The 26,389-nt window shown below is 71.4% G+C and carries 25 protein-coding genes; 11 read left to right on the top strand and 14 right to left on the bottom strand.

Annotated features, from left to right (window positions below; translation table 11 throughout):
- Positions 1-65 precede the first annotated feature (65 nt).
- A complete protein-coding gene (locus ACLLJJ_RS05305; RefSeq protein ID WP_434600306.1) occupies positions 66-1,262 on the bottom strand; it encodes an argininosuccinate synthase in 1,197 nt (398 codons plus the stop codon).
- A 181-nt stretch (positions 1,263-1,443) separates the two neighbouring features.
- Between ACLLJJ_RS05305 and ACLLJJ_RS05310 the strand changes: the two genes are divergently transcribed.
- The 5 genes from ACLLJJ_RS05310 to ACLLJJ_RS05330 all read left to right on the top strand — a co-directional run bounded on the left by ACLLJJ_RS05310 (position 1,444) and on the right by ACLLJJ_RS05330 (position 7,046).
- Positions 1,444-2,835 (top strand): PLP-dependent aminotransferase family protein, encoded by a 1,392-nt coding sequence (locus tag ACLLJJ_RS05310; protein ID WP_434600307.1) that lies wholly within the window; start codon positions 1,444-1,446, stop codon positions 2,833-2,835.
- Positions 2,836-3,136: 301 nt separating this feature from the next.
- Positions 3,137-4,495 (top strand): NAD(P)/FAD-dependent oxidoreductase, encoded by a 1,359-nt coding sequence (locus tag ACLLJJ_RS05315; RefSeq protein WP_434588090.1) that lies wholly within the window; start codon positions 3,137-3,139, stop codon positions 4,493-4,495.
- A gap of 36 nt (positions 4,496-4,531) precedes the next feature.
- Positions 4,532-5,113 carry a pyridoxamine 5'-phosphate oxidase family protein gene (locus tag ACLLJJ_RS05320; RefSeq protein WP_434588091.1) on the top strand — a complete coding sequence of 194 codons (582 nt, stop codon included), beginning with the start codon at positions 4,532-4,534 and terminating at the stop codon, positions 5,111-5,113.
- 124 nt (positions 5,114-5,237) lie between these two features.
- Positions 5,238-5,936, top strand: coding sequence for a L,D-transpeptidase family protein (locus ACLLJJ_RS05325; RefSeq protein ID WP_434588092.1), 699 nt, complete (start codon positions 5,238-5,240; stop codon positions 5,934-5,936).
- A 96-nt stretch (positions 5,937-6,032) separates the two neighbouring features.
- Positions 6,033-7,046, top strand: coding sequence for a bile acid:sodium symporter family protein (locus tag ACLLJJ_RS05330; RefSeq protein ID WP_434600308.1), 1,014 nt, complete (start codon positions 6,033-6,035; stop codon positions 7,044-7,046).
- A 12-nt stretch (positions 7,047-7,058) separates the two neighbouring features.
- On the opposite strand, the gene ACLLJJ_RS05335 is transcribed toward ACLLJJ_RS05330, so the two are convergent.
- The 6 genes from ACLLJJ_RS05335 to ACLLJJ_RS05360 form a co-directional block, all read right to left on the bottom strand.
- A complete protein-coding gene (locus ACLLJJ_RS05335) occupies positions 7,059-7,601 on the bottom strand; it encodes an arginine repressor (protein ID WP_434588093.1) in 543 nt (180 codons plus the stop codon).
- A gap of 17 nt (positions 7,602-7,618) precedes the next feature.
- Positions 7,619-8,764, bottom strand: a complete 1,146-nt coding sequence (locus ACLLJJ_RS05340; RefSeq protein WP_434600309.1) for an acetylornithine transaminase — start codon at positions 8,762-8,764, stop codon at positions 7,619-7,621.
- Between the two features lie 38 nt (positions 8,765-8,802).
- Complete coding sequence (argB, locus tag ACLLJJ_RS05345) at positions 8,803-9,708, bottom strand: acetylglutamate kinase (RefSeq protein WP_434588094.1); 906 nt, start codon at positions 9,706-9,708, stop codon at positions 8,803-8,805.
- A complete protein-coding gene (argJ, locus tag ACLLJJ_RS05350) occupies positions 9,705-10,859 on the bottom strand; it encodes a bifunctional glutamate N-acetyltransferase/amino-acid acetyltransferase ArgJ (RefSeq protein WP_434588095.1) in 1,155 nt (384 codons plus the stop codon). Before argJ ends, argB begins: the two co-directional genes overlap by 4 nt.
- Positions 10,856-11,884: an N-acetyl-gamma-glutamyl-phosphate reductase gene (gene argC / locus ACLLJJ_RS05355; RefSeq protein WP_434588096.1), complete on the bottom strand. Its 1,029-nt coding sequence runs from the start codon at positions 11,882-11,884 to the stop codon at positions 10,856-10,858. The genes argJ and argC overlap by 4 nt, the downstream gene beginning before the upstream one ends.
- Before the next feature lie 109 nt (positions 11,885-11,993).
- Positions 11,994-12,140 (bottom strand): hypothetical protein, encoded by a 147-nt coding sequence (locus tag ACLLJJ_RS05360; protein WP_434588097.1) that lies wholly within the window; start codon positions 12,138-12,140, stop codon positions 11,994-11,996.
- Positions 12,141-12,237: 97 nt separating this feature from the next.
- Here ACLLJJ_RS05360 and ACLLJJ_RS05365 point away from each other — a divergent pair, with 97 nt between their 5' ends.
- Positions 12,238-13,020, top strand: coding sequence for a VOC family protein (locus tag ACLLJJ_RS05365; protein WP_434588098.1), 783 nt, complete (start codon positions 12,238-12,240; stop codon positions 13,018-13,020).
- Between the two features lie 43 nt (positions 13,021-13,063).
- Entirely contained in the window at positions 13,064-14,218 is a 1,155-nt protein-coding gene (locus tag ACLLJJ_RS05370; protein ID WP_434588100.1) for a methyltransferase, read from the top strand.
- A 27-nt stretch (positions 14,219-14,245) separates the two neighbouring features.
- Here the strand turns inward: ACLLJJ_RS05370 and ACLLJJ_RS05375 are convergent, their stop codons facing one another.
- Positions 14,246-14,686, bottom strand: coding sequence for a GNAT family N-acetyltransferase (locus ACLLJJ_RS05375; protein WP_434588101.1), 441 nt, complete (start codon positions 14,684-14,686; stop codon positions 14,246-14,248).
- Between the two features lie 62 nt (positions 14,687-14,748).
- Complete coding sequence (locus tag ACLLJJ_RS05380) at positions 14,749-16,185, bottom strand: PLP-dependent aminotransferase family protein (protein ID WP_434588102.1); 1,437 nt, start codon at positions 16,183-16,185, stop codon at positions 14,749-14,751.
- On the opposite strand from ACLLJJ_RS05380, the gene ACLLJJ_RS05385 reads away from it, so the two are divergent.
- Positions 16,184-17,128 (top strand): DMT family transporter, encoded by a 945-nt coding sequence (locus tag ACLLJJ_RS05385; protein ID WP_434588103.1) that lies wholly within the window; start codon positions 16,184-16,186, stop codon positions 17,126-17,128. The two genes, ACLLJJ_RS05380 and ACLLJJ_RS05385, sit on opposite strands and share 2 nt — an antisense overlap.
- Before the next feature lie 105 nt (positions 17,129-17,233).
- Positions 17,234-17,434: a DUF1918 domain-containing protein gene (locus ACLLJJ_RS05390; RefSeq protein ID WP_434588104.1), complete on the top strand. Its 201-nt coding sequence runs from the start codon at positions 17,234-17,236 to the stop codon at positions 17,432-17,434.
- A 17-nt stretch (positions 17,435-17,451) separates the two neighbouring features.
- Here the strand turns inward: ACLLJJ_RS05390 and ACLLJJ_RS05395 are convergent, their stop codons facing one another.
- On the bottom strand, positions 17,452-18,654 hold the full coding sequence (locus tag ACLLJJ_RS05395) for a glycoside hydrolase family 10 protein (protein ID WP_434588106.1): 1,203 nt from the start codon (positions 18,652-18,654) through the stop codon (positions 17,452-17,454).
- A gap of 211 nt (positions 18,655-18,865) precedes the next feature.
- Here ACLLJJ_RS05395 and ACLLJJ_RS05400 point away from each other — a divergent pair, with 211 nt between their 5' ends.
- Together ACLLJJ_RS05400 and ACLLJJ_RS05405 are read left to right on the top strand one after the other, a co-directional pair.
- Positions 18,866-19,726, top strand: a complete 861-nt coding sequence (locus ACLLJJ_RS05400) for a 3-hydroxybutyryl-CoA dehydrogenase (protein ID WP_434588107.1) — start codon at positions 18,866-18,868, stop codon at positions 19,724-19,726.
- 129 nt (positions 19,727-19,855) lie between these two features.
- A complete protein-coding gene (locus ACLLJJ_RS05405; protein WP_434588108.1) occupies positions 19,856-20,113 on the top strand; it encodes a hypothetical protein in 258 nt (85 codons plus the stop codon).
- Between the two features lie 69 nt (positions 20,114-20,182).
- Here ACLLJJ_RS05405 and ACLLJJ_RS05410 read toward each other — a convergent pair whose 3' ends face one another.
- The 4 genes from ACLLJJ_RS05410 to pheS all read right to left on the bottom strand — a co-directional run bounded on the left by ACLLJJ_RS05410 (position 20,183) and on the right by pheS (position 26,379).
- Positions 20,183-20,713 carry an NUDIX hydrolase gene (locus tag ACLLJJ_RS05410; RefSeq protein ID WP_434588109.1) on the bottom strand — a complete coding sequence of 177 codons (531 nt, stop codon included), beginning with the start codon at positions 20,711-20,713 and terminating at the stop codon, positions 20,183-20,185.
- A 51-nt stretch (positions 20,714-20,764) separates the two neighbouring features.
- Complete coding sequence (locus tag ACLLJJ_RS05415) at positions 20,765-22,105, bottom strand: transcriptional regulator (RefSeq protein WP_434588110.1); 1,341 nt, start codon at positions 22,103-22,105, stop codon at positions 20,765-20,767.
- 609 nt (positions 22,106-22,714) lie between these two features.
- Positions 22,715-25,252 (bottom strand): phenylalanine--tRNA ligase subunit beta, encoded by a 2,538-nt coding sequence (gene pheT / locus ACLLJJ_RS05420; protein ID WP_434588111.1) that lies wholly within the window; start codon positions 25,250-25,252, stop codon positions 22,715-22,717.
- The gene (pheS, locus tag ACLLJJ_RS05425; protein WP_434588112.1) at positions 25,252-26,379 is read right to left on the bottom strand and encodes a phenylalanine--tRNA ligase subunit alpha; all 1,128 of its coding nucleotides are present in this window, start codon (positions 26,377-26,379) and stop codon (positions 25,252-25,254) included. Before pheS ends, pheT begins: the two co-directional genes overlap by 1 nt.
- Positions 26,380-26,389: the final 10 nt, after the last annotated feature.

Below are 26,389 nucleotides of genomic sequence, written 5' to 3' on the forward strand. Positions count from 1 at the left end.
CGCCTCCCCGTCGCGGAGGAACGGGGAGGCGGTACAACCTGCTGGTCGGGCAAGTCGGCGTCAGGCTACGCCTGGAGGTCGCGCTTGGCGGCGATCTTCGACGACAGGCCGAAGAGCTCGATGAAGCCCTGCGCCTTGGACTGGTCGAAGGTGTCGCCCGAGTCGTACGTCGCCAGATTGAAGTCGTACAGCGACTCGCTGGAGCGCCGGCCCGTGACCACGGCCCGGCCGCCCTGCAGCGTCATCCTGATGTCGCCGGTGACGTGCTGGTTGGCCTCGTTGATGAAGCCGTCCAGGGCCCGCTTGAGCGGGGAGAACCACAGGCCGTCGTAGACCAGCTCGCCCCAGCGCTGCTCGACCTGCTTCTTGTAGCGGGCCAGCTCACGCTCGACGGTGACGTTCTCCAGCTCCTGGTGGGCGGTGATCAGCGCGATCGCGCCCGGCGCCTCGTACACCTCACGGGACTTGATGCCCACGAGCCGGTCCTCGACCATGTCGATCCGACCGACACCCTGCGCGCCGGCCCGCTCGTTGAGCTGCTGGATCGCCTGCAGGACGGTGACGGGCTTGCCGTCGATGGCGACCGGGGCGCCCTCCTTGAAGGAGATGACGACCTCGTCGGCCTCGCGCTGCGTCGCCGGGTTCGACGTGTACTCGTAGATGTCCTCGATCGGACCGTTCCAGATGTCCTCCAGGAAGCCCGTCTCGACAGCCCGTCCGAAGACGTTCTGGTCGATGGAGTACGGGGACTTCTTGGTGGTCGCGATCGGGAGGTTCTTGTCCTCGCAGAAGGCGATCGCCTTGTCCCGGGTCATCGCGTAGTCGCGGACCGGGGCGATGCACTTCAGGTCGGGACCCAGCGCGGAGATGCCGGCCTCGAACCGGACCTGGTCGTTGCCCTTGCCGGTGCAGCCGTGGGCGACGATGCCCGCGTTGTGCTTCTTGGCGGCGGCGACGAGGTGCTTGACGATCGTCGGCCGGGACAGCGCGGAGACCAGCGGATACCGGTCCATGTACATGGCGTTGGCCTTGATCGCCGGGAGGCAGTACTCGTCGGCGAACTCGTCCTTGGCGTCGGCGACTTCCGCCTCCACCGCACCGCAGGCGAGGGCGCGCTTGCGGATGACGTCCAGGTCCTCGCCACCCTGGCCGACGTCCACGGCAACGGCGATGACCTCGGCGCCCGTCTCCTCGGCGATCCAGCCGATGGCGACTGAGGTGTCCAGGCCGCCCGAGTAGGCGAGTACGACGCGCTCGGTCACTGTCTTCTCCTTACGATGCATGTGGTGATGGGTATAAGTATGCACTCCACCGTATGTTTCGTCAACGCGCTCCTCGATAAGGTCTTGCTCCATGGCGGAGTCAGCGGATTCACCGCGTTCAGAGGGTCCCGACGGGCCGGTACAGGGAGCGGACCCGGCGCGCTCGTGGGCCGACGCGGCGATGCGGGCCGGCAGCGACCTGCATCTGGAACTCGCGGGTCCAGGCAGCCGCCGCGCCACCCTTATCCGCGCCGTGCGCGATGCCGTTCGGGACGGCCGGCTGACCCCGGGCACCCGGCTGCCGCCCTACCGGTCACTCGCCGCCGACCTCGGTCTGGCCCGTAACACCGTGGCCGACGCCTACGCCGAGCTGGTCGCGGAGGGCTGGCTGACCGCCCGGCAGGGCTCGGGCACCCGCGTCGCCGCGCGCGCCACCCCCGTCGCCCCGGCCCGCGTCCCGACCAGGGCGCCGACCCGCACCGCCCCTCCCGCGCACAATCTGCGGCAGGGCCAGCCCGATGCCGCGTCCTTCCCCCGCGCCGTCTGGCTCGCCGCCGCCCGACGCGCCATGAACGCCGCCCCCAGCGACGCCTTCGGCCCCGGCGATCCGCAGGGCCGCGTCGAGCTGCGCCGCGCGCTGGCCGAATATCTGACGCGGGCCCGTGGGGTACGCACCGACCCCGGGCGGATCGTGATCTGCGCCGGTGTCGGGCACGCCCTGCGGCTGCTGTTCGACGGCGGGGTGCTGCGCGGCCCGCTGGCCGTGGAGTCCTACGGCCTTGGATTCCACCGCTCCGTCCTGGCCGGCGCGTCGGTCCGTACGGTCCCGCTCACGCTCGACGAACACGGCGCCCGCACCGGGGAACTGGCGGACCTGCCGGATGCCCGGGGGGTCCTGCTCACCCCCGCCCACCAGTTCCCCACCGGCGGCCCGCTGCACGCCGAGCGGCGCGCCGCCGCCGTCGACTGGGCCCGAGGCCGTGGCGGGGTGATCCTGGAGGACGACTACGACGGCGAGTTCCGCTACGACCGCGAACCGGTCGGCGCCCTGCAGGGGCTCGACCCCGACCGCGTGGTCCACCTGGGCTCCGTCAGCAAGAGCCTGTCCCCCGCGCTCCGCCTGGGCTGGCTGGTCCTGCCCGAGCATCTCGTCGGTCCCGTGCTGGCCGCCAAGGGCGAGCGTGAGGCCTGGACGAGCGTTCTCGACCAGCTCACGCTCGCCGATTTCATCGACGGGGGCCACTACGACCGGCACATCCGACGCATGCGCCAGCGGTACCGGTCACGCCGCGACCAGCTGGTGGCCGCCCTCGCGGAACACGCCCCGCACATCACCGCGACCGGCATCGCCGCAGGCCTGCACGCGGTGCTGCGGCTGCCGCCGGGCACCGAGCGCTCCACCACGAAGGCCGCCGCCTGGCAGGGGCTCGCCCTCGACGGGCTGGCGGAATTCCGCCACCCGGCCGCCACCATGCCCGCCGAGGACGGCCTGGTCGTCGGGTACGCCACTGCCCCTGACCACGCCTACCGGGCGGCGCTGGAGGCACTCTGCCGGGCCCTGCCGCCCCTGTGACCGGCGTGACGCGGACCCGCCGGTGGACTCACCGGCGGGCTCATCGGTGATGCCGTCGATGGCCCCGGTCATGGTCCCGTGTTCCCAGGCTGTCCGGCCGCCAAGTGTCCGACGCGCGTGCTGTGTTGTGCCTTGCGCCGACAAGCACCCCCCGGCCCGGCCCAAAGGTGGCCCGATTCGTCCGGACCGACCTGACCCGTGCGGTGCCCCGAATGCACCCCGCCGACGGGCGGCCACCCGTTCGAACGCCGATGGTGAGAAGCGGAACAGCCGTCGGTACCCGTGAGGAGCAGTGGAGACGATGACGCGACCGAGGATCCTCGTGGTCGGCGCGGGTTTCGCCGGAGTGGAGTGCCTGAACCGGCTGGAACGGAAGCTGTCTCCCGGCGAAGCGGAACTGGTGCTGGTCTCGCCCTCCGACTACCAGCTCTATCTGCCGCTGCTGCCGCACGTCGCGGCGGGGGTTCTGACACCGCAATCCGTCGCGGTGTCACTGCGCCGCCGACTGCGCCATACCCGCATCATCCCGGGCGGCGCCATCGGCATCGACGCCAAGGCCAAGGTCTGTGTCATCCGCAAGGTCACCGGTGAGGTGGTCGCGGAACCGTACGACCAGCTGGTCCTCTCGGCCGGCTCCACCACCCGCACCTTCGACATCCCCGGCCTGACCACGCACGCGCGCGGCATGAAGTCGCTGGCCGAGGCGGCGTATCTGCGCGACCACGTGATCGCCCAGCTCGACATCGCGGCGGCCACCACCGACGCCGCGGAGCGCGCCGCGCGGCTGCAGTTCGTCGTGGTCGGCGGCGGCTACGCCGGCACCGAGACCGCCGCCTGTCTGCAGCGCCTCACCTCGGCCGCCGCCAAGCGCTACCCCCGGCTCGACCACGCCCTGATCAAGTGGCACCTGGTGGACGTCGCGCCCCGGCTGCTGCCCGAGCTGGGCGAGAAGCTCGGCGAGAAGGCCATGGCCATGCTGCGCCGACGGGGCGTCGAGTTCTCGCTGGGCACCTCGGTCGCCTCGGTCGACGCGACCTCGGTCAAGCTCACCGACGGCCGTACGCTGGCGTCGCACACCCTGATCTGGACGGCGGGTGTCGCGGCGAGCCCCCTGGTGGCGACGCTGGGGGCGAAGACCGTGCGCGGCCGGCTCGCGGCGACGGCCCAGCTGACCGTGCCGGGCTGTGACGGGCTGTTCGCGGCGGGCGACGCCGCGGCCGTTCCCGACCTCGCCAAGGGGGGCGACGCCATCTGCCCGCCGACCGCGCAGCACTCGCAGCGCCAGGGCAGGGCGATGGCCGACAACATCATGGCGCGGCTGCGGGGCACCCCGCTCAAGCCGTATCTCCACAAGGACATGGGCCTGGTGGTGGACCTGGGCGGCAAGGACGCGGTGTCCAAGCCTCTCGGCATCGAACTGCACGGCCTCCCGGCCCAGGCCGTGGCCCGCGGCTACCACCTCATGGCGCTGCCCACGTTCACCGCGAGGACCCGGGTGATGACCAACTGGGCGCTCAACGCGGTGGCGGGCAACGACTTCGTCCGTACCGACTTCCAGGCCCGCCGGGAGGGGACTCTGCACGACTTCGAGAGCCCCGGCGCGTATCTCACACCGGACCAGGTGCGCGAGCACAGCAAGGCGCTGATCACCAAGGCGTAGGGCGCCGCCGGGAACCCGTCGCGGATAATCCACGGCATGGGAAAACTTTACGAACGAATAGACGGCAGGATCCGCGACTTCATCGAGGACCAGCCCCTCTTTTTCACGGCCACCGCGCCACTGGCCGGCGACGGACACATCAACCTCTCGCCCAAGGGCCGGGCCGGGACCCTCGTCGTCCTGGACGAAATGACCCTCGCCTACCTGGACTTCGGCGGGAGCGGCGCCGAGACCGTCGCGCATGTGCGGGAGAACGGGCGCATCACGCTGATGTGGTGCGCCTTCACCGGGCCGCCCAAGATACTGCGGGTGCACGGGCAGGGTGAGGCCGTGTTCCGGGACGACCCCCGGTGGGCGGATCTCATCACATGGTTCAAGGACGTCGACGGGCCGAGCGCCCGCGCCATCGTGGTGGTCCACGCCGGGCGGATCAGCGACAGCTGTGGTTTCGCCATTCCGTTCATGGAGTACCAGGAGGAACGGACGCAGCACGCCGAGTACTTCGGTCGCAAGACGGACGAGGAGTTCGCCGCGTACTGCGAGAAGAAGGACTACATCGGGGTCAGCCTGGACGGGCTGCCGGCGCTGCCGCTGCCTCTCCCCCTTCGTACCGGCTGATCAGATCGCGCCGCTGCCCACCCATCGCCTCGCGCGGTTCCGCGCGCCCGGCGGCTCGCGCGTACGGAGTAATGGCGCCCTGCCTGTGAGGCCGTCAGGGCCGGTTCGGCGTACGGTCCCGAGCATGCGTACAGCTCTTGTCATCGGCGCCGCGCTCCTGTCCCTCGCCTCCCCCGGCGCCGCGCCCGAGCCCCCGGCGCCGCTCCCCGAGCGGATGGCGGACACCGACGGCGGGACCCAGCTGATCACCGCCGAGGCCCCGCGCACCGGTTCCGCCGCGGGCCGGCTGACCTGGTGGGACCGGCGCGGCGGGCACTGGTCACCGGCCGGGTCGGCCGAGGCCAGGTTCGGGGCGAACGGGCTGGTGGACGGCGTGCGCCGGACCCAGGGCACGGACACCACCCCCACCGGCCTGTACGACCTGCCGTACGCCTTCGGCATCGCGGCGGCGCCGGCCGGGACCGGGGTGCGCTACCGCCGGGTGACCGCCGCGTCGTGGTGGTGCCAGGACAACGGCTCGCGCCACTACAACCGGTGGACCGAGGGGCTGCCCGCGGACTGCCGGGCGGACCGGGCCGAGCACCTGGTGACGTACGGCAAGCAGTACGCCCGCGCGCTGGTGATCGGCTTCAACTACGACCGGCCGGTGCGCGGCCGGGGCGCCGGAATCTTCCTGCACGTCAATGGAGACGGCGCGACGGCGGGTTGTGTCTCCGTGCCGGATGCCGCGATGAGCCGGATCCTGACGTGGGCGGATCCGGACCGCGCGCCGCACATCGCGATCGGGACGGGCTCGGGCCCGACCGCGATCACCCGCTACTGACCCGCCGCACACTTACCCGTGTAGCGACCACATATCGAGACGGTGTTGCGGACCCCCGCCCCGGGGGCGTTGCATCGCGCCGTGCAGACCGAACAAATGAACCCCGACCAGCCCACCGAGCCGCCCGTCAGGACCCCCGACGCGGGCGACCGGGCAGCCCGGCGCGCCGTCACCGTCTTCCCCGTCCTCGTGCTCGCCGCCGGCGCGCTCGGCCTGGCCACGCCCGCCACCTTCGCGGAGTGGAAGACCTCCGTCCCGTACCTGCTGGGCATCGTGATGTTCTGCATGGGCCTGACCATGACGCCCAAGGACTTCCGGGGCGTCGCGAAGCGGCCGTGGGCGGTCGCGCTCGGTCTGGTCGCCCATTACGTGATCATGCCGGGGCTCGGCTGGCTGATCGCCCATGCCCTGGACCTGTCGCCCCAGTTGGCGGCGGGCGTCATCCTCGTCGGCTGCGCGCCGAGCGGCACCGCGTCCAATGTGGTGACGTATCTGGCGCGCGGTGACGTGGCGCTGTCCGTCTCGGTGGCGACCGTCTCGACCGTCCTCGCCCCGCTGGTGACGCCGCCGCTGACGCTGCTGCTCGCGGGCGAGTACCTGCCCGTCGACGCGGCCTCGATGGTGACCGACATCCTCAAGACCGTGCTGCTGCCGGTCCTCGCGGGGCTCGCCGTGCGGCTCCTCGCCGGCCGGTACGTCGACCGGGCTATCGGCGCGCTGCCCTGGCTGTCGGCCCTCACCATCGCCGTGATCGTCGCGGTCGTGGTCGCGGGCAGCGCGACCGCGATCAAGTCGGCGGCGCTGCTCGTGCTGCTCGCCGTGGTGCTGCACAACGGCCTCGGGCTCGCGCTGGGCTACGGCGCGGGCAAGCTGGCGGGTCTCGGGGCGCCCGCGAGAAGGGCGATGGCCTTCGAGGTCGGCATGCAGAACTCCGGCCTCGCCGCGTCCCTGGCCACCGCCCACTTCAGCCCGCTGGCCGCGCTCCCGGCGGCGGTCTTCTCGGTCTGGCACAACGTGTCGGGGGCCCTGGTCGCGGCCTGGATGTCGTACCGGTCCAGGAAGGCGGAGGCAGCGGCGGCGGAGGCGGCCGGGGATCCGGCCGCCTCCTGACGGACGAGCGCGCTAACGGTCGTTCTGGGCCAGACGCAGCAGATGGTCCGCGAGTGCCTGGCCGCCCGCCGGGTCCCTGCTGATCAGGAGCAGCGTGTCGTCGCCCGCGATGGTCCCGAGGATGACGTGCAGTTCGGCCTGGTCGATGGCCGAGGCGAGGAACTGGGCGGCGCCCGGGGGCGTACGCAGGACCACGAGGTTGGCCGAGGCCTCCGCCGAGATCAGCAGTTCGCTGGAGAGGCGCCGCATGCGCTCCTCCTTCGCGGACTCGCCCAGCGGTGCGTGCGGGGTGCGGAAGCCGCCCTCGCTCGGTACCGCGTAGATCAGCTCGCCGCCGGTGTTGCGGATCTTCACCGCGCCCAGCTCGTCGAGATCCCGGGAGAGGGTCGCCTGGGTGACGTGCAGGCCGTCGTCGGCGAGAAGCTTGGCGAGCTGGCTCTGCGAACGCACCGGCACCCGGTTCAGGATGTCCACGATCCGGCGGTGCCTGGCCGTGCGGGTCTGCGGTACGGCTGGGCCGCTGTGCTCGGTGTCCTTCGCCTGCGCCTCGGTCATCGTCGTCAGTCTCCGGATCATCGGTCCCCGTGTGCGGTGTCGAGAACGCCGGGCAGGACCCGGAGGAACGATTCCACCTCGTCGTCGTCGATGACGAGCGCCGGCATGAGCCGTACGACATCGGGGGCGGGCGCGTTCACCAGGAGACCGGCGTCCTGAGCCGCCTGCTGCACCTGGGCGGCGAGTGGCTCGGTGAGCACGATACCCAGGAGCAGTCCCGCGCCACGGACGTGGGAGACCAGCGGGTGTCCCAGTGACTCGATCCCGTCGCGGAGCTTCTCCCCGATGCGCTTGACCCGGTCGAGGAGGCCGTCGGCCGCGATGGTGTCGAGGACGGCGAGGCCAGCCGCGCACGCGACGGGGTTTCCGCCGAAGGTCGTGCCGTGCTGGCCGGGCTCCAGGAGGTCGGCGGCGGCGCCGAAGGCGACGGTCGCGCCGATGGGCAGCCCGCCGCCGAGGCCCTTGGCGAGCGTGACGAGGTCGGGTTCGACGCCTTCGTGTGCCTGGTACTCGAACCAGTGGCCGGTGCGGCCGATGCCCGTCTGGACCTCGTCGAGAACGAGCAGGGTGCCGGTGGCCCGGGTGATCTCCCGGGCGGCCCTGAGATAGCCCTTGGGCGGTACGACCACACCGTTCTCGCCCTGGATGGGCTCGATGACCAGCAGCGCGGTGTCGGTGGTGACGGCGGCGCGCAGCGCTTCGACGTCGCCGTACGGGACGTGCGTGACGTCGCCGGGCAGCGGCAGGAAGGGCTCGCGCTTCTTCGGCTGGCCGGTGAGCGCGAGGGCGCCCATGGTCCGCCCGTGGAAGCCGCCTTCGGTGGCGACCATGTGTGTACGGCCGGTCAGCCGACCGATCTTGAAGGCCGCCTCCGCGGCCTCCGCGCCGGAGTTGCAGAAGTACACGCGGCCCGGGCGGCCGAAGAGCTGGATCAGCCGCTCGGCGAGCGCGACGGGAGGCTCGGCGAGGAAGAGGTTCGACACGTGGCCGAGGGACGCGATCTGCCGGGACACCGCCTCGACGACGGCGGGGTGGGCATGACCGAGAGCGTTCACGGCGATGCCTCCGACGAAGTCGGCGTACTCGTTGCCGTCGGCGTCCCAGACCTTCGCGCCGTCGCCGCGGACGAGTGAGAGCTTCGGGGTGCCGTAGTTGTCCGTCATGACGCCCTGCCAGCGCCCGATCAGCGCCTCGTTCGCGGTCACTTCGTGTCCCCTTCGTGCTCGTCGGGCACGACCATCGTGCCGATGCCTTCGTCGGTGAAGATTTCCAGCAGGATCGAGTGCTGCACCCGGCCGTCGATCACGCGGGCGGTGTTGACCCCGTTGCGTACGGCGTGCAGGCAGCCCTCCATCTTGGGGACCATGCCGCTGGAGAGCTCGGGCAGTAGCTTCTCCAGCTCCTTCGCCGTCAGCCTGCTGATCACCTCGTCGCTGTTCGGCCAGTCCTCGTAGAGACCCTCGACGTCGGTGAGGACCATCAGGGTCTCGGCGCCCAGGGCGGCGGCGAGCGCGGCCGCCGCGGTGTCGGCGTTGACGTTGAACACGTGATGGTCGTCGGCGCTGCGGGCGATGGACGAGACGACCGGGATGCGGCCGTCGTCGAGCAGGGCCTGGATGGCGCCGGTGTTGACCTCGACGATCTCGCCGACCCGCCCGATGTCGACGGACTCGCCGTCGATCAGCGGGTAGTGCTGGGTGGCGGTGATGGTGTGCGCGTCCTCGCCCGTCATGCCGACGGCGAGCGGCCCGTGCTGGTTGAGCAGCCCGACCAGTTCACGCTGCACCTGGCCCGCCAGGACCATGCGTACGACGTCCATGGCCTCGGGCGTGGTGACCCGCAGGCCCGCCTTGAACTCGCTGACCAGACCGTGCCGGTCCAGCTGGGCGCTGATCTGCGGGCCGCCGCCGTGCACGACGACCGGCTTGAGCCCGGCGTGGCGCAGGAAGACGACGTCCTGGGCGAAGGCGGCCTTGAGCTCCTCGTCGATCATGGCGTTGCCGCCGAACTTGATGACGACGGTACGGCCGTGGTGACGGGTCAGCCACGGCAGTGCCTCGACGAGGATCTGTGCCTTGGGCAGCGCGGTGTGCTTGCGTGCGCTCATGAGCTGTACGCGCTGTTCTCGTGGACGTAGTCGGCGGTGAGGTCGTTGGCCCAGATGACGGCCGTCTCGGTGCCCGCGGCGAGATCCGCGGTGATCTTCACCTCGCGGTAGCGCATGTCGACGAGGTCCCGGTCCTCGCCGACCGAACCGCGCTTGCAGACCCAGATGTCGTTGATGGCGACATTGAGCTGGTCGGGGTCGAAGGCGGCCCGCGTGGTGCCGATCGCGGAGAGCACCCGGCCCCAGTTGGGGTCCTCGCCGTGGATGGCGCACTTGAGGAGGTTGTTACGGGCGATGGAGCGGCCCACCTCCACGGCGTCGTCCTCGGTCAGCGCGTTGATGACCTCGATGCGGATGTCCTTGCTGGAGCCCTCGGCGTCGCCGATGAGCTGCCGGGCGAGGTCGCCGCAGACCGTGCGTACGGCCTCGGCGAACTCCTCGTACCCGGGCGCCGCTCCGGACGCGCCGGAGGCGAGCAGCAGCACGGTGTCGTTGGTCGACATGCAGCCGTCGGAGTCGATGCGGTCGAAGGTCGTGCGGGTGGCGTCGCGCAGCGCCCTGTCGAGGACGTCGGCGGGCAGGTCGGCGTCGGTGGTCAGCACGACCAGCATGGTGGCGAGGCCGGGGGCGAGCATGCCCGCGCCCTTGGCCATGCCGCCGACGGTCCAGCCCTCGCCGCCCGCGACGGCCGTCTTGTGGACGGTGTCGGTGGTCTTGATGGCGATGGCGGCCTTCTCGCCGCCGTGCGCGGAGAGTTCGGTGGCGGCCCGCTCGATGCCGGGCAGGAGCTTGTCCATGGGCAGGTTGATGCCGATGAGCCCGGTGGAGGCGACGGCGATCTCGCCGGCGCTGTGCCCGGCGAGGACCTCGGCGGTCTTCTCCGCCGTCGCGTGCGTGTCCTGGAAGCCCTGCGGTCCCGTACAGGCGTTGGCGCCGCCGGAGTTGAGGACGACGGCGGAGACCTGACCGCCCTTGAGCACCTGCTCGGACCAGAGGACCGGCGCGGCCTTCACGCGGTTGGAGGTGAAGACGCCCGCGGCGGCCTGGCGGGGCCCGTTGTTGACCACGAGGGCCAGGTCGGGTCCGCCGCTGTCCTTGATTCCGGCCGCGATGCCCGCCGCCGTGAATCCCTGTGCTGCCGTGACGCTCACGGTGCTACTCCGATCGTGGAAAGCCCTGTGTCCTCGGGGAGCCCGAGGGCGATGTTCATGCTCTGGACGGCGCCGCCCGCGGTGCCCTTGGTGAGGTTGTCGATGGCGCTGATCGCGATGATCCGGCCGGCGGCCTCGTCGTACGCGACCTGGATCTGGACGGCGTTGGAGCCGTACACGGAGGCGGTGGCGGGCCACTGTCCCTCGGGGAGGAGGTGCACGAACGGCTCGTCGGCGCAGGCCTTCTCGTACGCGGCCCGCACACTCTGCGCGGTCGTTCCCGGCCTGGCCCTGACACTGCAGGTGGCGAGGATGCCGCGGGGCATGGGCGCCAGCGTCGGTGTGAATGAGACCGTCACCCGCTCCCCCGCCGCCGCGCTGAGGTTCTGGATCATCTCGGGGGTGTGCCGGTGACCGCCGCCGACGCCGTACGGCGACATCGAGCCCATCACCTCGCTGCCGAGCAGATGCGGCTTGAGCGCCTTGCCCGCGCCGGAGGTGCCGGTCGCGGCCACGATCACGGCCTCGGGCTCGGCGAGCTTCGCGACGTACGCCGGGAAGAGGGCGAGCGACACGGCGGTCGGGTAGCAGCCGGGTACCGCGATGCGCTTGGAGCCGGCCAGCGCGGCGCGGGCGCCGGGGAGCTCGGGGAGGCCGTAGGGCCAGGTCCCGGCGTGCGGCGAGGCATAGAACTTCTCCCAGTCGGCGGCGTCCGCGAGCCGGAAGTCGGCGCCCATGTCGACCACGAGTACCTCGTCGCCGAGCTGCTCGGCGACGGAGGCGGACTGCCCGTGCGGAAGCGCCAGGAATACGACGTCGTGGCCTGCGAGCACCTCGGCGGTGGTGGGCTCAAGGATTCGGTCGGCGAGCGGCACCAGGTGCGGCTGCAGCGCGCCCAGTCGCTGTCCGGCGTTGGAGTGGCCGGTCAGGGCCCCGATCTCGACCCCGGGGTGGGCCACAAGCAGGCGGAGCAGCTCCCCACCCGCATATCCACTCGCCCCTGCCACTGCTGCACGTACGGCCATCGAGCCCTCCTCGTCGACGGCATGACTATACGCAGTGCCGCACTTTTATGCAACGAATTGCGGAACGCCGGGCGCCACCATCGGCGGGCGACAGCCGGAAGTCGCCCCCTCAGCGGATCAGACGGCGGGCCCTCAGCGCAAAGCGAGAGATCCGGACCACAGTAAAGGGGAGCGCCAGCAGGTAGGCGGCCCACAGGTGACCGTCGTGCAGCCAGTACCAGAACGCCGCCGCGCCGAGGAGGGCGCCCATCGCCACGACGACAATCTCCGCCGTCCCACCGTCATCGCGGCCACTATCCGACCTACATGGGCCCTAGCTTCGAACGACCAGCCCCGGACCGTTGGAGGACCCCATGAGCCTTGTCGACAGCAACCAGCCGTACGGCACCCCGACCTGGATCGAACTCGACGTCCCCGCGACCGGCCTCGACCGCGCGAGGGAGTTCTACGGCGCACTCTTCGGCTGGGACTTCACCACGGCGGACGCGGCGAACGGGTACTACACGAGCTGTCTGCTGCGGGACCTGCCGGTCGCGGGGCTCCGGCAGGCGGCTACCCCCGCCACCCCGGGGCTGTGGTGCGTGTACTTCGCCACGGAGGACTGCGACGGCACCGCCAAGCGCGTCGCCGAGGCGGGCGGCACGGTACGGCTCGGCCCGCTCGACGTGCCCGGTCTGGGCCGCAGGGCCCTCGCCGAGGACCCTGTCGGCGCCCGGTTCGGGCTCTGGCAGGGCGGCACGCACCCCGGCTGCCGACTGGTGAACGAGCCCGGCACCCTGGTCCGCAACGACCTGATCACCGCGGACCCGAAACCGGCCCGGACCTTCTACGCCGATGTCTTCGACTTCACCCTGGACGGCAACCAGGATCTGCCCGACTTCGACTTCACCTTCCTCCGCCGGCCGGACGGCCACGAGATCGGCGGCGTCTTCGGCGACCCGACCGCGACCTCCACCCGCTGGCAGACCACGTTCGAGGTCGCGGACACCGGCGCCTCGGCGGCGCGCGCCCTTGCTGCGGGCGGCTCGGCCGGCCCCGTCTCGGACACCCCGTACGGCCGGATGGCAGAGATCACCGACCCTCTCGGCAATGTCTTCGACCTCATCGCCAGGCCGGTCGGCACGATCCTGGCATGATCATGCGGTGAGCTGGGCGAAGGCTCGGTTAGCCTGGTGCACGATGAACGATGTGACGACGTGGGGCGAGCTCGATCTGGCCCGCTTCCCCGAAGACCCCCGCGACAGGCTCCGTGCCTGGGACGCCGCCGACGAGTACCTCCTGCGGCACCTGGAGGGGATCGACGACGACGGGCCGACGGACCTGTCGGGCAACGTCGTCGTGGTCGGTGACAGATGGGGGGCGCTGGCCACCGCGCTGGCCGGTTCCCTGCCCACGCAGATCAGCGACTCGTTCCTCACCCAGCAGGCGACCCTGGCCAACCTGGAGCGCAACGGGATCGACACCGCGGCGGTGCGGCTCCTGTCGACCAGGGACGCCCCGACGGACCGGATCGACGTCCTGCTGATCCGCGTGCCCAAGAGCCTGGCGCTCCTGGAGGACCAGCTGCACCGGCTCGCGCCCCATGTCCACGCGGGCACCGTCGTCATCGGCACCGGCATGGTCAAGGAGATCCACACCTCGACGCTGAGGCTGTTCGAACGGATCCTCGGTACGACGCGGACCTCGCTGGCGGCCAAGAAGGCCCGGCTCATCTTCTGCACGCCCGACCCCGCGCTCGCCCGCGGCCCTCTCCCGTGGCCGCGCTCCTACACGCTGCCCGCCGGCACCGGCGCGGCCTCGGGGCTGACCGTCACCAACCACGCCGGGATCTTCTGCGCCGACCGCCTCGACATCGGCACCCGCTTCTTCCTCCAGCAGCTTCCGCGGCGCCACGGCCCCGAGCGTGTGGTGGACCTCGGCTGCGGCAACGGAGTGGTCGGTACGGCCGCCGCGGTGATCAACCCCGAGGCCGAGATCCTCTTCGCCGACGAGTCGTTCCAGGCGGTGGCGTCGGCCGAGGCCACTTTCCGGGCGAACGCCGGGCCCGACGCCAAGGCGGAGTTCCTGGTGGGCGACGGCCTGACGGGTGTGCCGGAGGGGTCGGTGGATCTCGTACTGAACAATCCGCCGTTCCACAGCCACCAGGCGACGACCGACGCCACGGCCCGGCGGATGTTCACCGAGTCGCGCGACGCGCTGCGCCCCGGCGGCGAGCTGTGGGTCGTCGGCAACCGGCACCTGCGCTACCACGTGGCGCTGCGCCGGATCTTCGGCAACAGCGAGGTGATGGCGAGCGACCCGAAGTTCGTCGTCCTGCGGGCCGTCAGGCGCTGACGCCCCGCGCGTCGGCCGGCCCGGCGGTCACTGGAGATTGAGGGCCATCCAGCGCTCCGGGGCGTCGAGGGGCCTGAAGCCGGCCTTCGCGTAGACGCCGTGCGCGTCCGCGGTGGCGAGCAGGACGCGGCGCAGCCCGTACGCGGTGAGCTCGTCGCGGATCGCCGCGACCAGCGCGGTGCCGAGACTCTTGCCGCGCGCGGGCCGGTCCACGTAGACGTCGCAGAGCCAGGCGAAGGTGGCGCGGTCGGTGACGACCCGGGCGTAGGCGCGCTGGGCGCCCGAAGCCTGTTCGTACACACCGAAGTTGAGCGATCCGGCGATGGCCAGGTCCTGCTTCTCGCCGCTGCGGCCGATGGCCCAGTACGCGTCGGTGGACAGCCAGTGGTGGACGCGGGCGCGGTCCAGACGGTCGGGGTCGGTGGAGATCTCGTATCCGGCGGGGAGCGGCGGAGTCGGCTCGGGCATCTCTTTCATGGCAGGAAACTCGCAGGCCGGGCGCCTGCTGTCGAGCCGATTTCCGACCCGGGTCATCCGAGGAGTTCGTCGCAGGCGCTGCGCAGCCTCCGCACGCCCTCCGTGATCTCGGCGGCTCCCGCCACACCCGCGAAGCTCAGCCTGACGTGCCCGGCGGGCGGTTCGGCACTGAAGTACGGGCGGCCCGGGGCGATGGCCACACCCGCCCGCAGCGCCGCGGAGACCATCGCGCTCTCGTCGGCGCCGTCGGGCAGCCGCAGCCACAGGTGGTAGCCGCCCGCCGGGATGTGCGGCAGGGCCAGCTCGGGCAACCGCAGCCGCAGGGCCGCCGCCAGCGTGTCACGACGCACCCTCAACTCCCTTGACACGGCGCTCAGATGGCGGGGCCAGGCCGGGGACCCGACGAGCTCGACGGCGGCCTCCTGCAGGGGCCGCGGCACGAAGAAGCTCTCGACGACCTGGATGGCGCGCAGCCGGTCGAGCACGGGCCCGCGCGCGGCCAGCGCGCTCACCCGGAAGCTGGGCGAGGTGGCCTTGGTCAGCGAGCAGACATGGACGACCACGCCGTCGTGGTCGTCGGTGGCCAGCGGTCGGGGCAACGGCCCGGCGTCCTCGTGGACGAGGCGTCGTACGAAGTCGTCCTCGACGACGAAGGCCCCGGCCTCGCGGGCGACGCGCAGCACCTCGGGGCGGCGCTCGGCCGAGAGCACGGCGCCGGTCGGGTTCTGGAAGAGCGGCTGACAGACGAAGACACGGGCCCCGGTGGCCCGGAAGGCCGCGGCGAGGAGGTCGGTGCGCACTCCGTCGGCGTCCACCGGTACGGGAACCGGGCGCAGCCCGGCCGCGCGGGCGATGGCGAGCATCCCCGGGTACGTCGGTGATTCGACCAGGACCGGTGCCCCGGGCGGGGCGAGCGCGCGCAGCGCGGTGGTCAGGGCACTCTGGCCGCCCGCCGCGATCAGCACCTCGGCGGCGGTGATCGCACCGCCGATGCCCCGGGCGAACCACTCGCGCAGTTCCGCGACGCCTTCGACGGGTGGTCTGCCCCAGGCGCCGGGGCGGCGTCCGGCCCTGGCCAGGGCGGCGGCCATGGCCCGCTCGGGTTGCAGCGAGGCGTGCAGGTAACCGCTGTTGAACTCGATGACGCCCGGTGGCGGGGCGGCGAGGGTGGCCAGGACCCCCGACGCGTCGACGGAGCGCGGCACGGACTCGGTGGCTCCGTCGGCGCTGAGCGACACCTGCTGCCAGGACGTGTCACCGGGCGCCGCGGCCTGCGCGCGGGGCTGGGCCCGGAAGGCGCCCGCGCCCGGCCGGGTGACGACCAGGCCCTCGGCGGCGAGCTGGGCGAGTGCCCGCGAGACGGTCACCGGGCTCACCCGATGGCGCTCGACCAGGGCCCGGCTGGATGGCAGCTTTCCACCTGGTGAGTAGCGGTTGAGATCCCGCCGGAGAGATTCGGCCAGTTCGGTGACGCTGCTACGCTCTTGCATGACAGCAGAGAATAGCGCTACTCCCGATACCGCAGTAGCGGTGAGCAGTGACATCGACGCCGGAGACGCCCACGGCGGGGGCCGAGGAATCGGCAACGGCACTGTGCTCGCCGCCCTGGGAGTCACCGCCTTCTCGCTCACCTTCCCCGCGACCGCCTGGGGCCTCGAAGGGTTCGGCCCCTGGTCGCTCGTGTCCGTACGCAGCGCGCTGGCCGCCCTGATAGCGGGGACGGCCCTGTTTGCCCTGCGCGTACCCCTGCCCGCCCGCCGGCATCGGATGGGGCTCGCGGTGGTCGCCGCCGGTGTGGTGCTCGGTTTCCCGATGCTGACCACGCTCGCCCTCCAGACGTCGAGCACCTCGCACGCCGCCGTGGTGGTCGGCCTGCTGCCCCTGACCACCGCCGCCTTCTCGGCGCTGCGCACCGGGTCCCGGCCGTCCCGTGCCTTCTGGCTGGCCGCGCTCGGCGGCGCCGGCATCGTGATCGCCTTCACCCTCCAGCAGAGCGGCGGCGCCCTGTCCAAGGCCGACCTGTATCTTTTCGGCGCCCTGCTGGTGTGCGCCGCGGGCTACACCGAAGGGGGCAGGCTGGCGCGCGAGATGCCCGGCTGGCACGTCATCGGCTGGGCGCTGGTGCTGTGTCTGCCGCTGACCCTGCCGGCGGCGGCCGTCACCCTCGCCGTGGAGCCGGTGCAGCTGACGGCGCACAGCATCGTGGGGCTGCTCTGGGTGGCGATCGGCTCGCAGTTCCTCGGCCTGGTCGTCTGGTACCGGGGGATGGCTCGGATCGGCGTGGCCAAGGCCAGCCAGCTCCAATTGGCCCAGCCGCTGCTGACGCTTCTGTGGTCGGTTCTGCTGCTCGGCGAGCACCTCTCCCCAGCCGCCCCGCTGGCCGCCGTGGGCGTGCTCATATCCATAGCGGTCACCCAGCGCGCGCGGACCTGAGCGGGCAGCCAGAGGGTTGCGCGGGAGTTCCCGCACGGGCTCATCTCCCGGCCCCGGCCGTAGACTGGCGGTCACATACCGCCAGTCTCAAGGAGGTCATCCGCGATGCAAGCGAGCATGGGCGACCAGCTCCTGGTGCACGGCCGGATTGTCGGTCAGCAGGACCGGGTCGCGGAGATCGTCGAGGTGCTGGGCACCGACGGGACACCGCCCTACCGGGTCCGTTTCCCGGACGGGCACGAGGCCCTGGTGTCACCGGGTCCGGACTCCATCGTCCGGCGTGTGAACCCGCCGGACGCCCCCTAGTCGTCCGCGGGGCGCGGTCAGCCGCGCGGCCGGGCCGGGGCCGGATAGTGATCGGCGACCACCTTCGCCATGGCCCCGATGCGGTCCACGCCGACTTCTTTCGCCGAGAAGAAGATGTGGCCGCGCACTTCAGGGGACTTCTTGGCGAGGGTGAGGTGGCGGGAGAGCTCGGCCGGGTCCTGCCAGGGCGCGGCCTGAGCAGGGTCGCCCGCCTTGTAGAGGGCCTCGCCGGCGTACAGCTCGACGCCCGTGCCGCGCACGACATCGGCCCACCAGGGCAGCAGCTTCGCGTAGTCCGCCGCCGCGAAGCCGATGTTCCAGTACAGCTGGGGCGCGATGTAGTCGATCCAGCCTTCCTTCACCCACTTCCTGGTGTCCGCGTGCAGGTCGTCGTACGTCTGCACCCCACCCTTGGTCGGCGAGCCCAGCGGGTCGGTCGTGGCGTTGCGCCACACCCCGAAGGGGCTGATGCCGAAGCGCACCTTCGGCTTGATCTCCTTGATGCGGGCGGCCGTCTCGCTGACCAGCCGGTCGGTGTTGTCGCGCCGCCAGGCGGCCCGGTCGGGGAAGGCGCCGCCGTAGCGCGCGTACGCGTCGTCGTCGGCGAACGTCTGGCCCGCCACCGGGTACGGGTAGAAGTAGTCGTCCCAGTGCACGGCGTCGATGTCGTAGCGCCGCACCGCGTCGAGCATCGCGTCCTGGACGAACTTCCTGACGTCCGGCAGCCCCGGGTTGTAGTAGAGCTTCCCGCCGTACGGCAGGACCCAGTCCGGGTGCACACGCGCCGGATGGCTCGCCGCCAGCCGGGACGGGTCCGTGTGATTGGCCACTCGGTAGGGGTTGAACCAGGCGTGCAGTTCAAGACCGCGCTTGTGTGCCTCGCGCACGGCGGTGCCCAGCGGGTCCCAGCCGGGGTCCTTGCCCTGGACGCCGGTGAGACACGCCGACCACGGCTCGTGCGGCGAGGGCCACAGGGCGTCGGCGGTCGGCCGCACCTGGAGGACCACGGCGTTCAGCCTGCGGCGCACAGCCGTGTCCAGGTGGGCCAGCAGCTCGGCCTTCTGCTTGGCGGCGGTGAGGCCCGGCGCCGACGGCCAGTCCCGGTTGGCCACGGTGGCCAGCCACATCCCCCGCAGCTCGTTCTTCGGTGCCCGGCGGCCGACCGCCGCGGCGTCTCCGGCGACCGACAGCGGGGACAGCGCTCCGACCGCTCCCAACAACAATCCTCTACGCCCGATTTGCACTATTTATTGCCCCTGGTTCGGTGAGTTCGTCCCGCCTTATCCGCAGAGCATGCCCGCCCCGGCCCCCGGTGTACCCATAAGGCCGGAGTAACGTCGGGGGCCGACGGGCGCCGGAATCACCGGTGAACCTTTCCCCTAACCTTCGGTTGGGGGACCCCATGCACTGTTGTTCAGCGAAAGGCACGATGTGACCGACATCGAACGCGTCGGAGTAGTGGGCTGCGGCCAGATGGGTGCGGGCATCGCCGAGGTGTGCGCACGCAGCGGCCTCGAAGTCATGGTTGCCGAGACCTCGGGCGAAGCCCTGGAGATCGGCCGCACCCGGCTCCACAACTCCCTCTCGAAGGCCGCCGAGCGCGGCAAGATCACCGAGGAGGAGCGCGACGCGACGCTCGGCCGCCTCAGCTTCACGACCGACCTCGGGGAGTTCGCCGACCGCGACCTCGTGATCGAGGCCGTCGTCGAGAACGAGTCGATCAAGACGGAGATCTTTCAGGTCCTCGACCAGGTGGTGACCCGCCCGGACGCGATCCTCGCCTCGAACACCTCCTCCATCCCGCTGGTGAAGCTGGCCGTCGCGACCTCGCGTCCCGACCAGGTCATCGGCATCCACTTCTTCAACCCGGCCCCGGTGCAGAAGCTCGTCGAGCTGATCCCGGCGCTGACCACCTCCGAGGAGACGATCAAACGCTCCGAGGCCGTCGTGCAGGACATGCTCGGCAAGCACCCGATCCGCGCCCAGGACCGCTCCGGCTTCGTCGTCAACGCACTGCTGATCCCGTATCTGCTCTCGGCGATCCGGATGTTCGAGTCGGGCATCGCGAGCCGCGAGGACATCGACAACGGCATGGAGCTGGGCTGCGCCCACCCGATGGGCCCGCTCAAGCTGGCGGACCTCATCGGTCTTGACACGGTCGCCTCGGTCGCCGACTCGATGTACGACGAGTTCAAGGAGCCGCTGTACGCCGCTCCCCCGCTGCTCCAGCGCATGGTGGACGCCGGCAGGCTCGGCCGGAAGACGGGCTCCGGGTTCTACCCGTACTCCTGATTCGCACGGAGTGTGCGAGGCGTACCCGCATATGCCTCGCACACACGCTCCCGCCATGGGCACAAGGCGAGTTGACTCTGCGTCACCCAGACAAGGACGTTGGACGCCTTGCCGAAAAGGAGCAGATCAGTGAGCCTCGACCCCGACCAGCCCGTGGTCGTAGAAGAATTCGCCGAGTTACGCCGCTGCCTGGACGTCGGTGCCGCCACCATCGACGGCCGATTGGCCCTGCTGGCTCAGCGTATTGACCAGGCCGACAACGACGTGAGCGGCCTGACGGCGCGCGTCGCGGCCCTTGAACACAACCGATGGCCGATCCCCACGGTGGCCGCGATCACCACGGCCGGATCACTCGGTGTAACCCTCTGGCAGGCGCTCGGCCGCTAACGGGAAGTGCGGGGCGGACGCCGCGCGGGCACGGAGCCGTCCCCGGTGAAGAGCCGTCGGGACGCGGAGTCAGCCGAGGCGCAGATGGTGCAGCATCAGCAGCCCGGCCGCCATATTGGCGGCCGGGACTTCACCCCGGGCCACCATGTCGGGCACCAGCTTGAGCGGAACCCATTCGCGCCGCGAGGACTCGAAGTCGTCCTCGGGATGGCCGATGTACGTCGCGTCCTGCGCCCAGTAGAGGTGGTGACGGGCGTCGGTGAGGCCGTTGGACGGCTCGACGGTCAGCAGATGGCGCAGCGGCCCCGGCCGCCAGCCGGTCTCCTCCTCCATCTCGCGGGCCGCGGCCTCCGCGACGTCCTCGCCGTCCTCCACCACCCCTGCCGCGAGCTCCCAGCCCCAGCTGTCGGTGATGAAGCGATGCCGCCAGAGCAGCAGGACCTCGTTCGCCTCGTTGACCGCCGTCGCCACGGCCACCGCGCGGAGCCGGATGACGAAGTGGTCCAGGTGTCGTCCGTCGGGAAGCTCGACATCCGCCAGGTTGATCCGGAACCATCGGTTTTCGTACACAGTTTGTTCGCTTAGATTCGTCCACTGCACTGTTCTGCCACCTTTCGACAAGTAGGTGGCAACATCGCAGCAGGACTATGGTCACAGCGGAACGCGCAGTGCCCCGTCGATCAGTTCGGCAGCCTCCTCGGCGCCGGCACAGCCACTCCCCACCAGATGCTCACGCACCGCCCGCAACCGGTCCCGCATCCGCTGGGACTCCATTCCTCTGGCCCGCTCGGCCATTTCCGCGGCAATCTCCACGGCCCGATCCGCCTTGCCCTGACGCAGTTCGATGTGGGTGAGCATGGCGAGCCGGTGCACACGCCCCCTGTCGTGCGCCGGCGTGCCCACCGCGGCGGCGGCGTGCTCCCGCGCGGCCGGCAGGTCGCCGAGGCTCAGCAGCGCCTCGGCCACCTGCACATTGACCAGACCCGGCTGGACGTACCCCGTCTCGTCCGGTTCGTGGCCGCGCCTGATGCGCTCGGCCTCCGCCTCCGCACGCCGGATGCAGGACAACGCGCCCTTCCCGTCGCCGAGATGGGCGTACGCCTTGGCCTGCATCGCGTGCAGATCCGCGGCCAGCGCCGGGGTGATCTGTTTGCCGGCCGTCCGCAGGGCCGCCTCAGCGAAGGCCACCGCCTGCCGGTATTCGGCCATGAACAGCGACTGGTTGACGAGCAGCGCAATGATGTAGGCGCCAAGTCCCCTGTCCCCACTGGATTTCGCGAGCCTCAGCGCCTGGTGGAAGTAGCGCTGGGCGAGCCCCTGGGCGTCCGAGTCGTACGCGCAGATGCCGGCCATCGCGACCAGCCCGCCCGTCGCCCGGTGCAGATGGCGCCCCATGGCATTGGAGTAACTGCCCCGCAGCAGCGGCGCGGTCTCGGCGTTGAGGAAGCCCACGATCCGGGAGCGCGTCGCGATGCCCCCCGCCTTGCGGTACATCAGCTCGTAGTGGGCCCTGGCCGCTCGCAGCATCTGAATGTCGGCGACGCTGACCCGCGTCTGGCCCTTGCGGGAGACGTCCGAGTCCTCCGGAGGGTTCTCCCACTCCCAGACGGGCATCACGGCCGGCGTGCCGGTGACCGCGGGCGCGACCAGGACATGGGGGCGTTGCTGCTCGTCGGAGCGCCACAGCGCGGTGGCGCGCTCCACGAAGCCCGTCAGCGGGGAGCCGTGCGGCATGACCGTCTCGCCCGGTACGCCGAAGCCGATGTCGTCCAGGGTTATCGGCCGGTGCAGCCGGGCCGCGAGCACGTCGCAGATCAGGTCGGGCACCTGCCCGCGTGGCCGCTGCCCCTTCAACCACCGGGCGACGGCGGTGTGTTCGTACCTCAGTGCCAGCCCTCTGGCACCGCCCGCCTGATTGACGTGCGCGGCCAGACCGGCGTTGGAGATGCCCGCCTCGTCGAGCAGGGCGTCGAGCAGGGTATTGGGCTGCATGGGCCTCTCCGGTGACTCGGTGAACTCAGCGTAGTGGAGCCGCTTTCACACGGGGTGTGAACGGAACGCTCACGTTCGTGCCCCGCGTACTCTCCCGCGCCGCGGGCCGCACGCGTTTAACTGCAACCGCCTCACAAAGAGGTGGCCGGGCCGCCGGCTCCCCCCCTCGTACAGTGCGGCGGCCCGTTCTCGCACCGTCCGCCCTGCTCGTCTGCCCGACACTCCACGGCAGGGCGGACGGACGGTCGGCGGGCCGGTTCGCGACCACTCAGGGATGGGAGGGTTCGGCGCGGGGCCGGCGCGGGCCGGGCTCACCGGGCTGCGCTTCGATCCGAGACGATCGTCGCGCAGCGCGAGCAGAGCCGCGTCACCGGTGAACCGTCCGCGCGTGTGGCGCAGCAGCGCCCTGCAGCTCTCACCGCGCTCATCCCGGTGCCCCCTGGACCTTCGCCGCGTACGACGTGCGGCCCTGCGGCCGGAATGACTTTTTTGATTCTCTCCCGTGTGCGGGCGGACCACCGCCCGGAATTCTCAGCCGAACGACTGAGGGGCGCGTCCGGTGTCCGGACGCGCCCCTCAGTACTGCCTGCACGACTGCTCCACCAGGCGTTACGCCCCGCGCAGCACCGCTCCGGTGCGCTCGGCGGCGAGCGCGACGGCCGCGTCGCGGGCGGCCGATGCCTCGTCGACGGTCAGGGTGCGGTCGGCGGCGCGGAAGCGCAGCGCGTACGCGAGGGACTTCTTGCCCTCGCCGAGCTGCTCTCCGGTGAAGACGTCGAACAGCCGCAGCGATTCGAGGAGTTCACCCGCGCCCGCGCGCAGCGCGGACTCGACGTCGGCGGAAGCCACCTCGGCGGGGACGACCAGCGCGACGTCCTGGGTCGCCACCGGGAAGGTGGAGATCCGGGGCGCGAGCAGTGCGCCGCCCGCGGCCTGCTCCAGCGCGTCGAGCTCGATCTCCATGGCGCAGCTGCGCTCGGGGAGATGGAGCTCCTTGATGACGCGCGGGTGCAGCTCACCGGCGTGACCCGCGAGGGTCTCGGTGCCGTTCACCGTGACGTAGAGCGCGGCGCAGCGGCCGGGGTGCCACGGGGCGTGCTGTTCGCCGCGGATCGTCAGCTCGACGCCCGCCTCGCGGGCGATCGTACGAGCGGCCTCGACGGCGTCCGCCCAGTCGGCCGGGCGGCCCTTGCCCCACCAGCCGGCCTGCTCACGGGCGCCCGCGAGGACAACGGCGGCGCGCCGCGGCTGACGCGGCAGCGTGGCGTCGATCCCGGCGATCTCCTCGTCGGTGGGACGCCGGTCGACGGGCAGCCGCGCGGCCTGGTGCTCGTCGCCGGTGGGCCGGAAGACCAGGCCGGTCTCGAAGAGCGCGAGGTCGTGCGAGCCGCGGCCGTCGTTGCGGCGCAGCGCGCCGAGCAGGCCCGGCAGCAGCGTGGTGCGCAGCGCGGGCTCCTCGTCTGAGATCGGGTTGACCAGCTCGACCGTACGGCGGCGGGCGTCGTCGGCATCCAGGCCGAACTGGTCGAGGACCGCGTTGCCGATGAACGGGTAGTTCAGCGCCTCGACGTAACCGGCCCCGGCGAGGGCGCGGCCGATGCGGCGGTGCAGCCGCTGGCGGTCGGTGAGCCCCCGGCCCGAGGGCGGTGTGGGCAGGGTCGAGGGGAGGTTCTCGTACCCTTCGAGCCGGATGACCTCTTCCGCCAGGTCGTTGGGGAAGGCCAGGTCGGGGCGCCAGGACGGCACGGTGACGACGAGGTCGTCCTGCCCGTACACGTCACAACCGACCTCCTGGAGGCGGCGTACGACGGTCTCGCGGCCGTATTCGACGCCCGCGACGCGGTCCGGGTGGTTCGCGCCCATGCTGATGGTCCGCGGGCCCGAGGGCGCGATGACCTCGGTGACTCCCGCTTCGGCGGTGCCTCCCGCGAGCAGCACCAGCAGGTCGACGGTCCGCTGGGCGGCGGCCGACGCCGCCTCGGGGTCGACGCCGCGCTCGAAGCGCTTGGACGCCTCGGAGGCGAGCTTGTGCCGGCGCGCGGTGCGGGCGATGGAGAGCGGGTCGAAGTGCGCGGCCTCGATGACGACGTCCGTGGTGCCCTGGGCGCGGCCCGTTTCGGGGTCGGTCTCGGTGTCGGCGATCTCTGTGTTGGCGCCGCCCATGACACCCGCGATGCCGATCGGTCCACGGTTGTCGGTGATGACCAGGTCCTCGGCGTCGAGCACACGCTTCGTGCCGTCGAGGGTGGTGAACTTCTCGCCCTGCTCGGCTCGGCGCACCCCGATCGTCCCGTCGATGCGGGAGCGGTCGTAGGCGTGCAGCGGCTGGCCAACTTCCAGCATCACGTAGTTGGTGACGTCGACGGCCAGCGAGATCGGGCGCATCCCGGCCTTCTGCAGCCGGCGGCGCAGCCAGATCGGGGAGCGGGCCTCGGGGTCGAGGCCGGTGACCGTGCGGGCGGTGAAGCGGTCGCAGCCCCGCGGGTCGGAGACCTTGACCAGGTAGCCGTAGGAGTTCGGCGGGGGCACGTCGAGCAGCGCCGGGTCGCGCAGCGGCAGGCCGTACGCGGTGGCGGTCTCGCGGGCGATGCCGCGCATCGACAGGCAGTAGCCGCGGTCGGGCGTCACGGCGATGTCCAGCACCTCGTCGACGAGCTCCAGGAGCTCGATGGCGTCGATGCCCACCTCGTACTCGGGCGGCAGCACGATGATGCCGGCGTTGTCCGTCGCGGTGGCGCCGCCCATGCCCAGCTCGTCGCCGGAGCAGATCATGCCGTGCGAGGTCTTGCCGTACGTCTTGCGGGCGGCGATGGCGAAGTCGCCGGGCAGGACGGCGCCCGGCAGGACCACGACGACCTTGTCGCCGACGGCGAAGTTGCGGGCGCCGCAGACGATCTCCTGCGGTTCGCCGGTGCCGTTGGCGGAGCCGACGTCGACGGTGCAGAAGCGGATGGGCTTCTTGAACTCCGTCAGCTCCTCGATGGTGAGGACCTTGCCGACGACGAGCGGGCCCTTGAGGCCGGCGCCGAGCTGCTCGACAGCTTCGACCTCCAGGCCGGCGGGGACGAGCTTGGCCTGTACGTCACGGCCTGTCTCGGTGGCGGGGAGATCGACGTACTCCCGCAGCCAGGAAAGCGGGACCCGCATCAGATCTCCATCCCGAAGGGCCGAGTGAACCGGACGTCACCCTCGACCATGTCTCGCATGTCTTCCACGTTGTGCCGGAACATCAGCATCCGCTCGATGCCGAACCCGAAGGCGAATCCGCTGTACTTGGCGGGGTCCACACCGCAGGCGACGAGCACCTTCGGGTTGACCATGCCGCAGCCGCCCAGCTCGATCCAGCCCTCGCTGCCGCAGGTGCGGCAGGGGCGGTCCGGGTTGCCGACGGACTCGCCGCGACAGACGTAGCAGACCATGTCCATCTCGGCGGACGGCTCGGTGAACGGGAAGTAGTTCGGCCGCAGCCGGGTCTTCATGCCCTCGCCGAAGAGCGCCTGGACCATGTGGTCCAGGGTGCCCTTGAGGTCGGCCATGGTGAGGCCCTCGTCGACGGCGAGCAGCTCGATCTGGTGGAAGACCGGGGTGTGCGTCGCGTCCAGCTCGTCGGTGCGGTAGACCCGCCCGGGGCAGACGACGTACACGGGCGGCTCACGGTCGAGCAGCGTGCGCGCCTGGACCGGGGAGGTATGGGTGCGCAGTACGACGCCGGACTCATCGCCGGTGCCGCCGTCGGCGTCACGGACGAAGAAGGTGTCCTGCATCTGGCGGGCCGGGTGGTCGGGCACGAAGTTCAGGGCGTCGAAGTTGAACCACTCCGCCTCGACCTCGGGGCCCTCGGCGACCTCGTAGCCCATGGCGACGAAGACGTCGGACACGCGCTCCATGAAGGTGGTCAGCGGGTGGCGGGCGCCGGCCGGGACCCGGTCGTGGGGCAGCGTGACGTCCACGGCCTCCTCGACCAGCACGCGCTCGTCGCGCTCGGTCTCCAGGGCCGCGAGGCGGGCGGCGAGCGCCTTGTTCACGGCGCCACGGGCCATGCCCACGCGCTTGCCCGCCTCGGCCTTGGCGGCCGGCGGCAGTGCGCCGATCTCACGGTTGGCGAGCGAGAGGGGCGAGGTGGGGCCGCTGTGCGCGGTCTTCGCCCGAGCCAGCTCGTCGAGATCACCGGCGGCGGCGAAGGCGGCGAGCGCCTCGTCGCGCATGCGCTCGATCTCGGCCGGTTTCAGCGCCTCGACCTCAACAGGGTCGTACGACTTATTGGGTGCGGACATCTCTTCCCGT

Origin of the sequence: Streptomyces sp. A5-4 (assembly GCF_051131715.1) — a bacterium.
GTDB lineage: Bacteria > Actinomycetota > Actinomycetes > Streptomycetales > Streptomycetaceae > Streptomyces.

Excerpts from the sequence above, each read along its gene's own strand:
- ACLLJJ_RS05415 (WP_434588110.1), bottom strand. The coding sequence starts at position 22,105 with ATGCAGCCCAATACCCTGCTCGACGCCCTGCTCGACGAGGCGGGCATC.
- ACLLJJ_RS05370 (WP_434588100.1), top strand. The coding sequence starts at position 13,064 with ATGAACGATGTGACGACGTGGGGCGAGCTCGATCTGGCCCGCTTCCCC.
- ACLLJJ_RS05340 (WP_434600309.1), bottom strand. The coding sequence starts at position 8,764 with ATGACGGACAACTACGGCACCCCGAAGCTCTCACTCGTCCGCGGCGAC.
- ACLLJJ_RS05365 (WP_434588098.1), top strand. The coding sequence starts at position 12,238 with ATGAGCCTTGTCGACAGCAACCAGCCGTACGGCACCCCGACCTGGATC.
- argC (WP_434588096.1), bottom strand. The coding sequence starts at position 11,884 with ATGGCCGTACGTGCAGCAGTGGCAGGGGCGAGTGGATATGCGGGTGGG.
- ACLLJJ_RS05320 (WP_434588091.1), top strand. The coding sequence starts at position 4,532 with ATGGGAAAACTTTACGAACGAATAGACGGCAGGATCCGCGACTTCATC.
- argB (WP_434588094.1), bottom strand. The coding sequence starts at position 9,708 with ATGAGCGCACGCAAGCACACCGCGCTGCCCAAGGCACAGATCCTCGTC.
- ACLLJJ_RS05325 (WP_434588092.1), top strand. The coding sequence starts at position 5,238 with ATGCGTACAGCTCTTGTCATCGGCGCCGCGCTCCTGTCCCTCGCCTCC.
- pheS (WP_434588112.1), bottom strand. The coding sequence starts at position 26,379 with ATGTCCGCACCCAATAAGTCGTACGACCCTGTTGAGGTCGAGGCGCTG.
- ACLLJJ_RS05310 (WP_434600307.1), top strand. The coding sequence starts at position 1,444 with ATGCGGGCCGGCAGCGACCTGCATCTGGAACTCGCGGGTCCAGGCAGC.
- ACLLJJ_RS05380 (WP_434588102.1), bottom strand. The coding sequence starts at position 16,185 with ATGCAAGAGCGTAGCAGCGTCACCGAACTGGCCGAATCTCTCCGGCGG.
- ACLLJJ_RS05330 (WP_434600308.1), top strand. The coding sequence starts at position 6,033 with ATGAACCCCGACCAGCCCACCGAGCCGCCCGTCAGGACCCCCGACGCG.
- pheT (WP_434588111.1), bottom strand. The coding sequence starts at position 25,252 with ATGCGGGTCCCGCTTTCCTGGCTGCGGGAGTACGTCGATCTCCCCGCC.
- ACLLJJ_RS05375 (WP_434588101.1), bottom strand. The coding sequence starts at position 14,686 with ATGCCCGAGCCGACTCCGCCGCTCCCCGCCGGATACGAGATCTCCACC.
- ACLLJJ_RS05335 (WP_434588093.1), bottom strand. The coding sequence starts at position 7,601 with ATGACCGAGGCGCAGGCGAAGGACACCGAGCACAGCGGCCCAGCCGTA.
- ACLLJJ_RS05385 (WP_434588103.1), top strand. The coding sequence starts at position 16,184 with ATGACAGCAGAGAATAGCGCTACTCCCGATACCGCAGTAGCGGTGAGC.
- ACLLJJ_RS05390 (WP_434588104.1), top strand. The coding sequence starts at position 17,234 with ATGCAAGCGAGCATGGGCGACCAGCTCCTGGTGCACGGCCGGATTGTC.
- ACLLJJ_RS05315 (WP_434588090.1), top strand. The coding sequence starts at position 3,137 with ATGACGCGACCGAGGATCCTCGTGGTCGGCGCGGGTTTCGCCGGAGTG.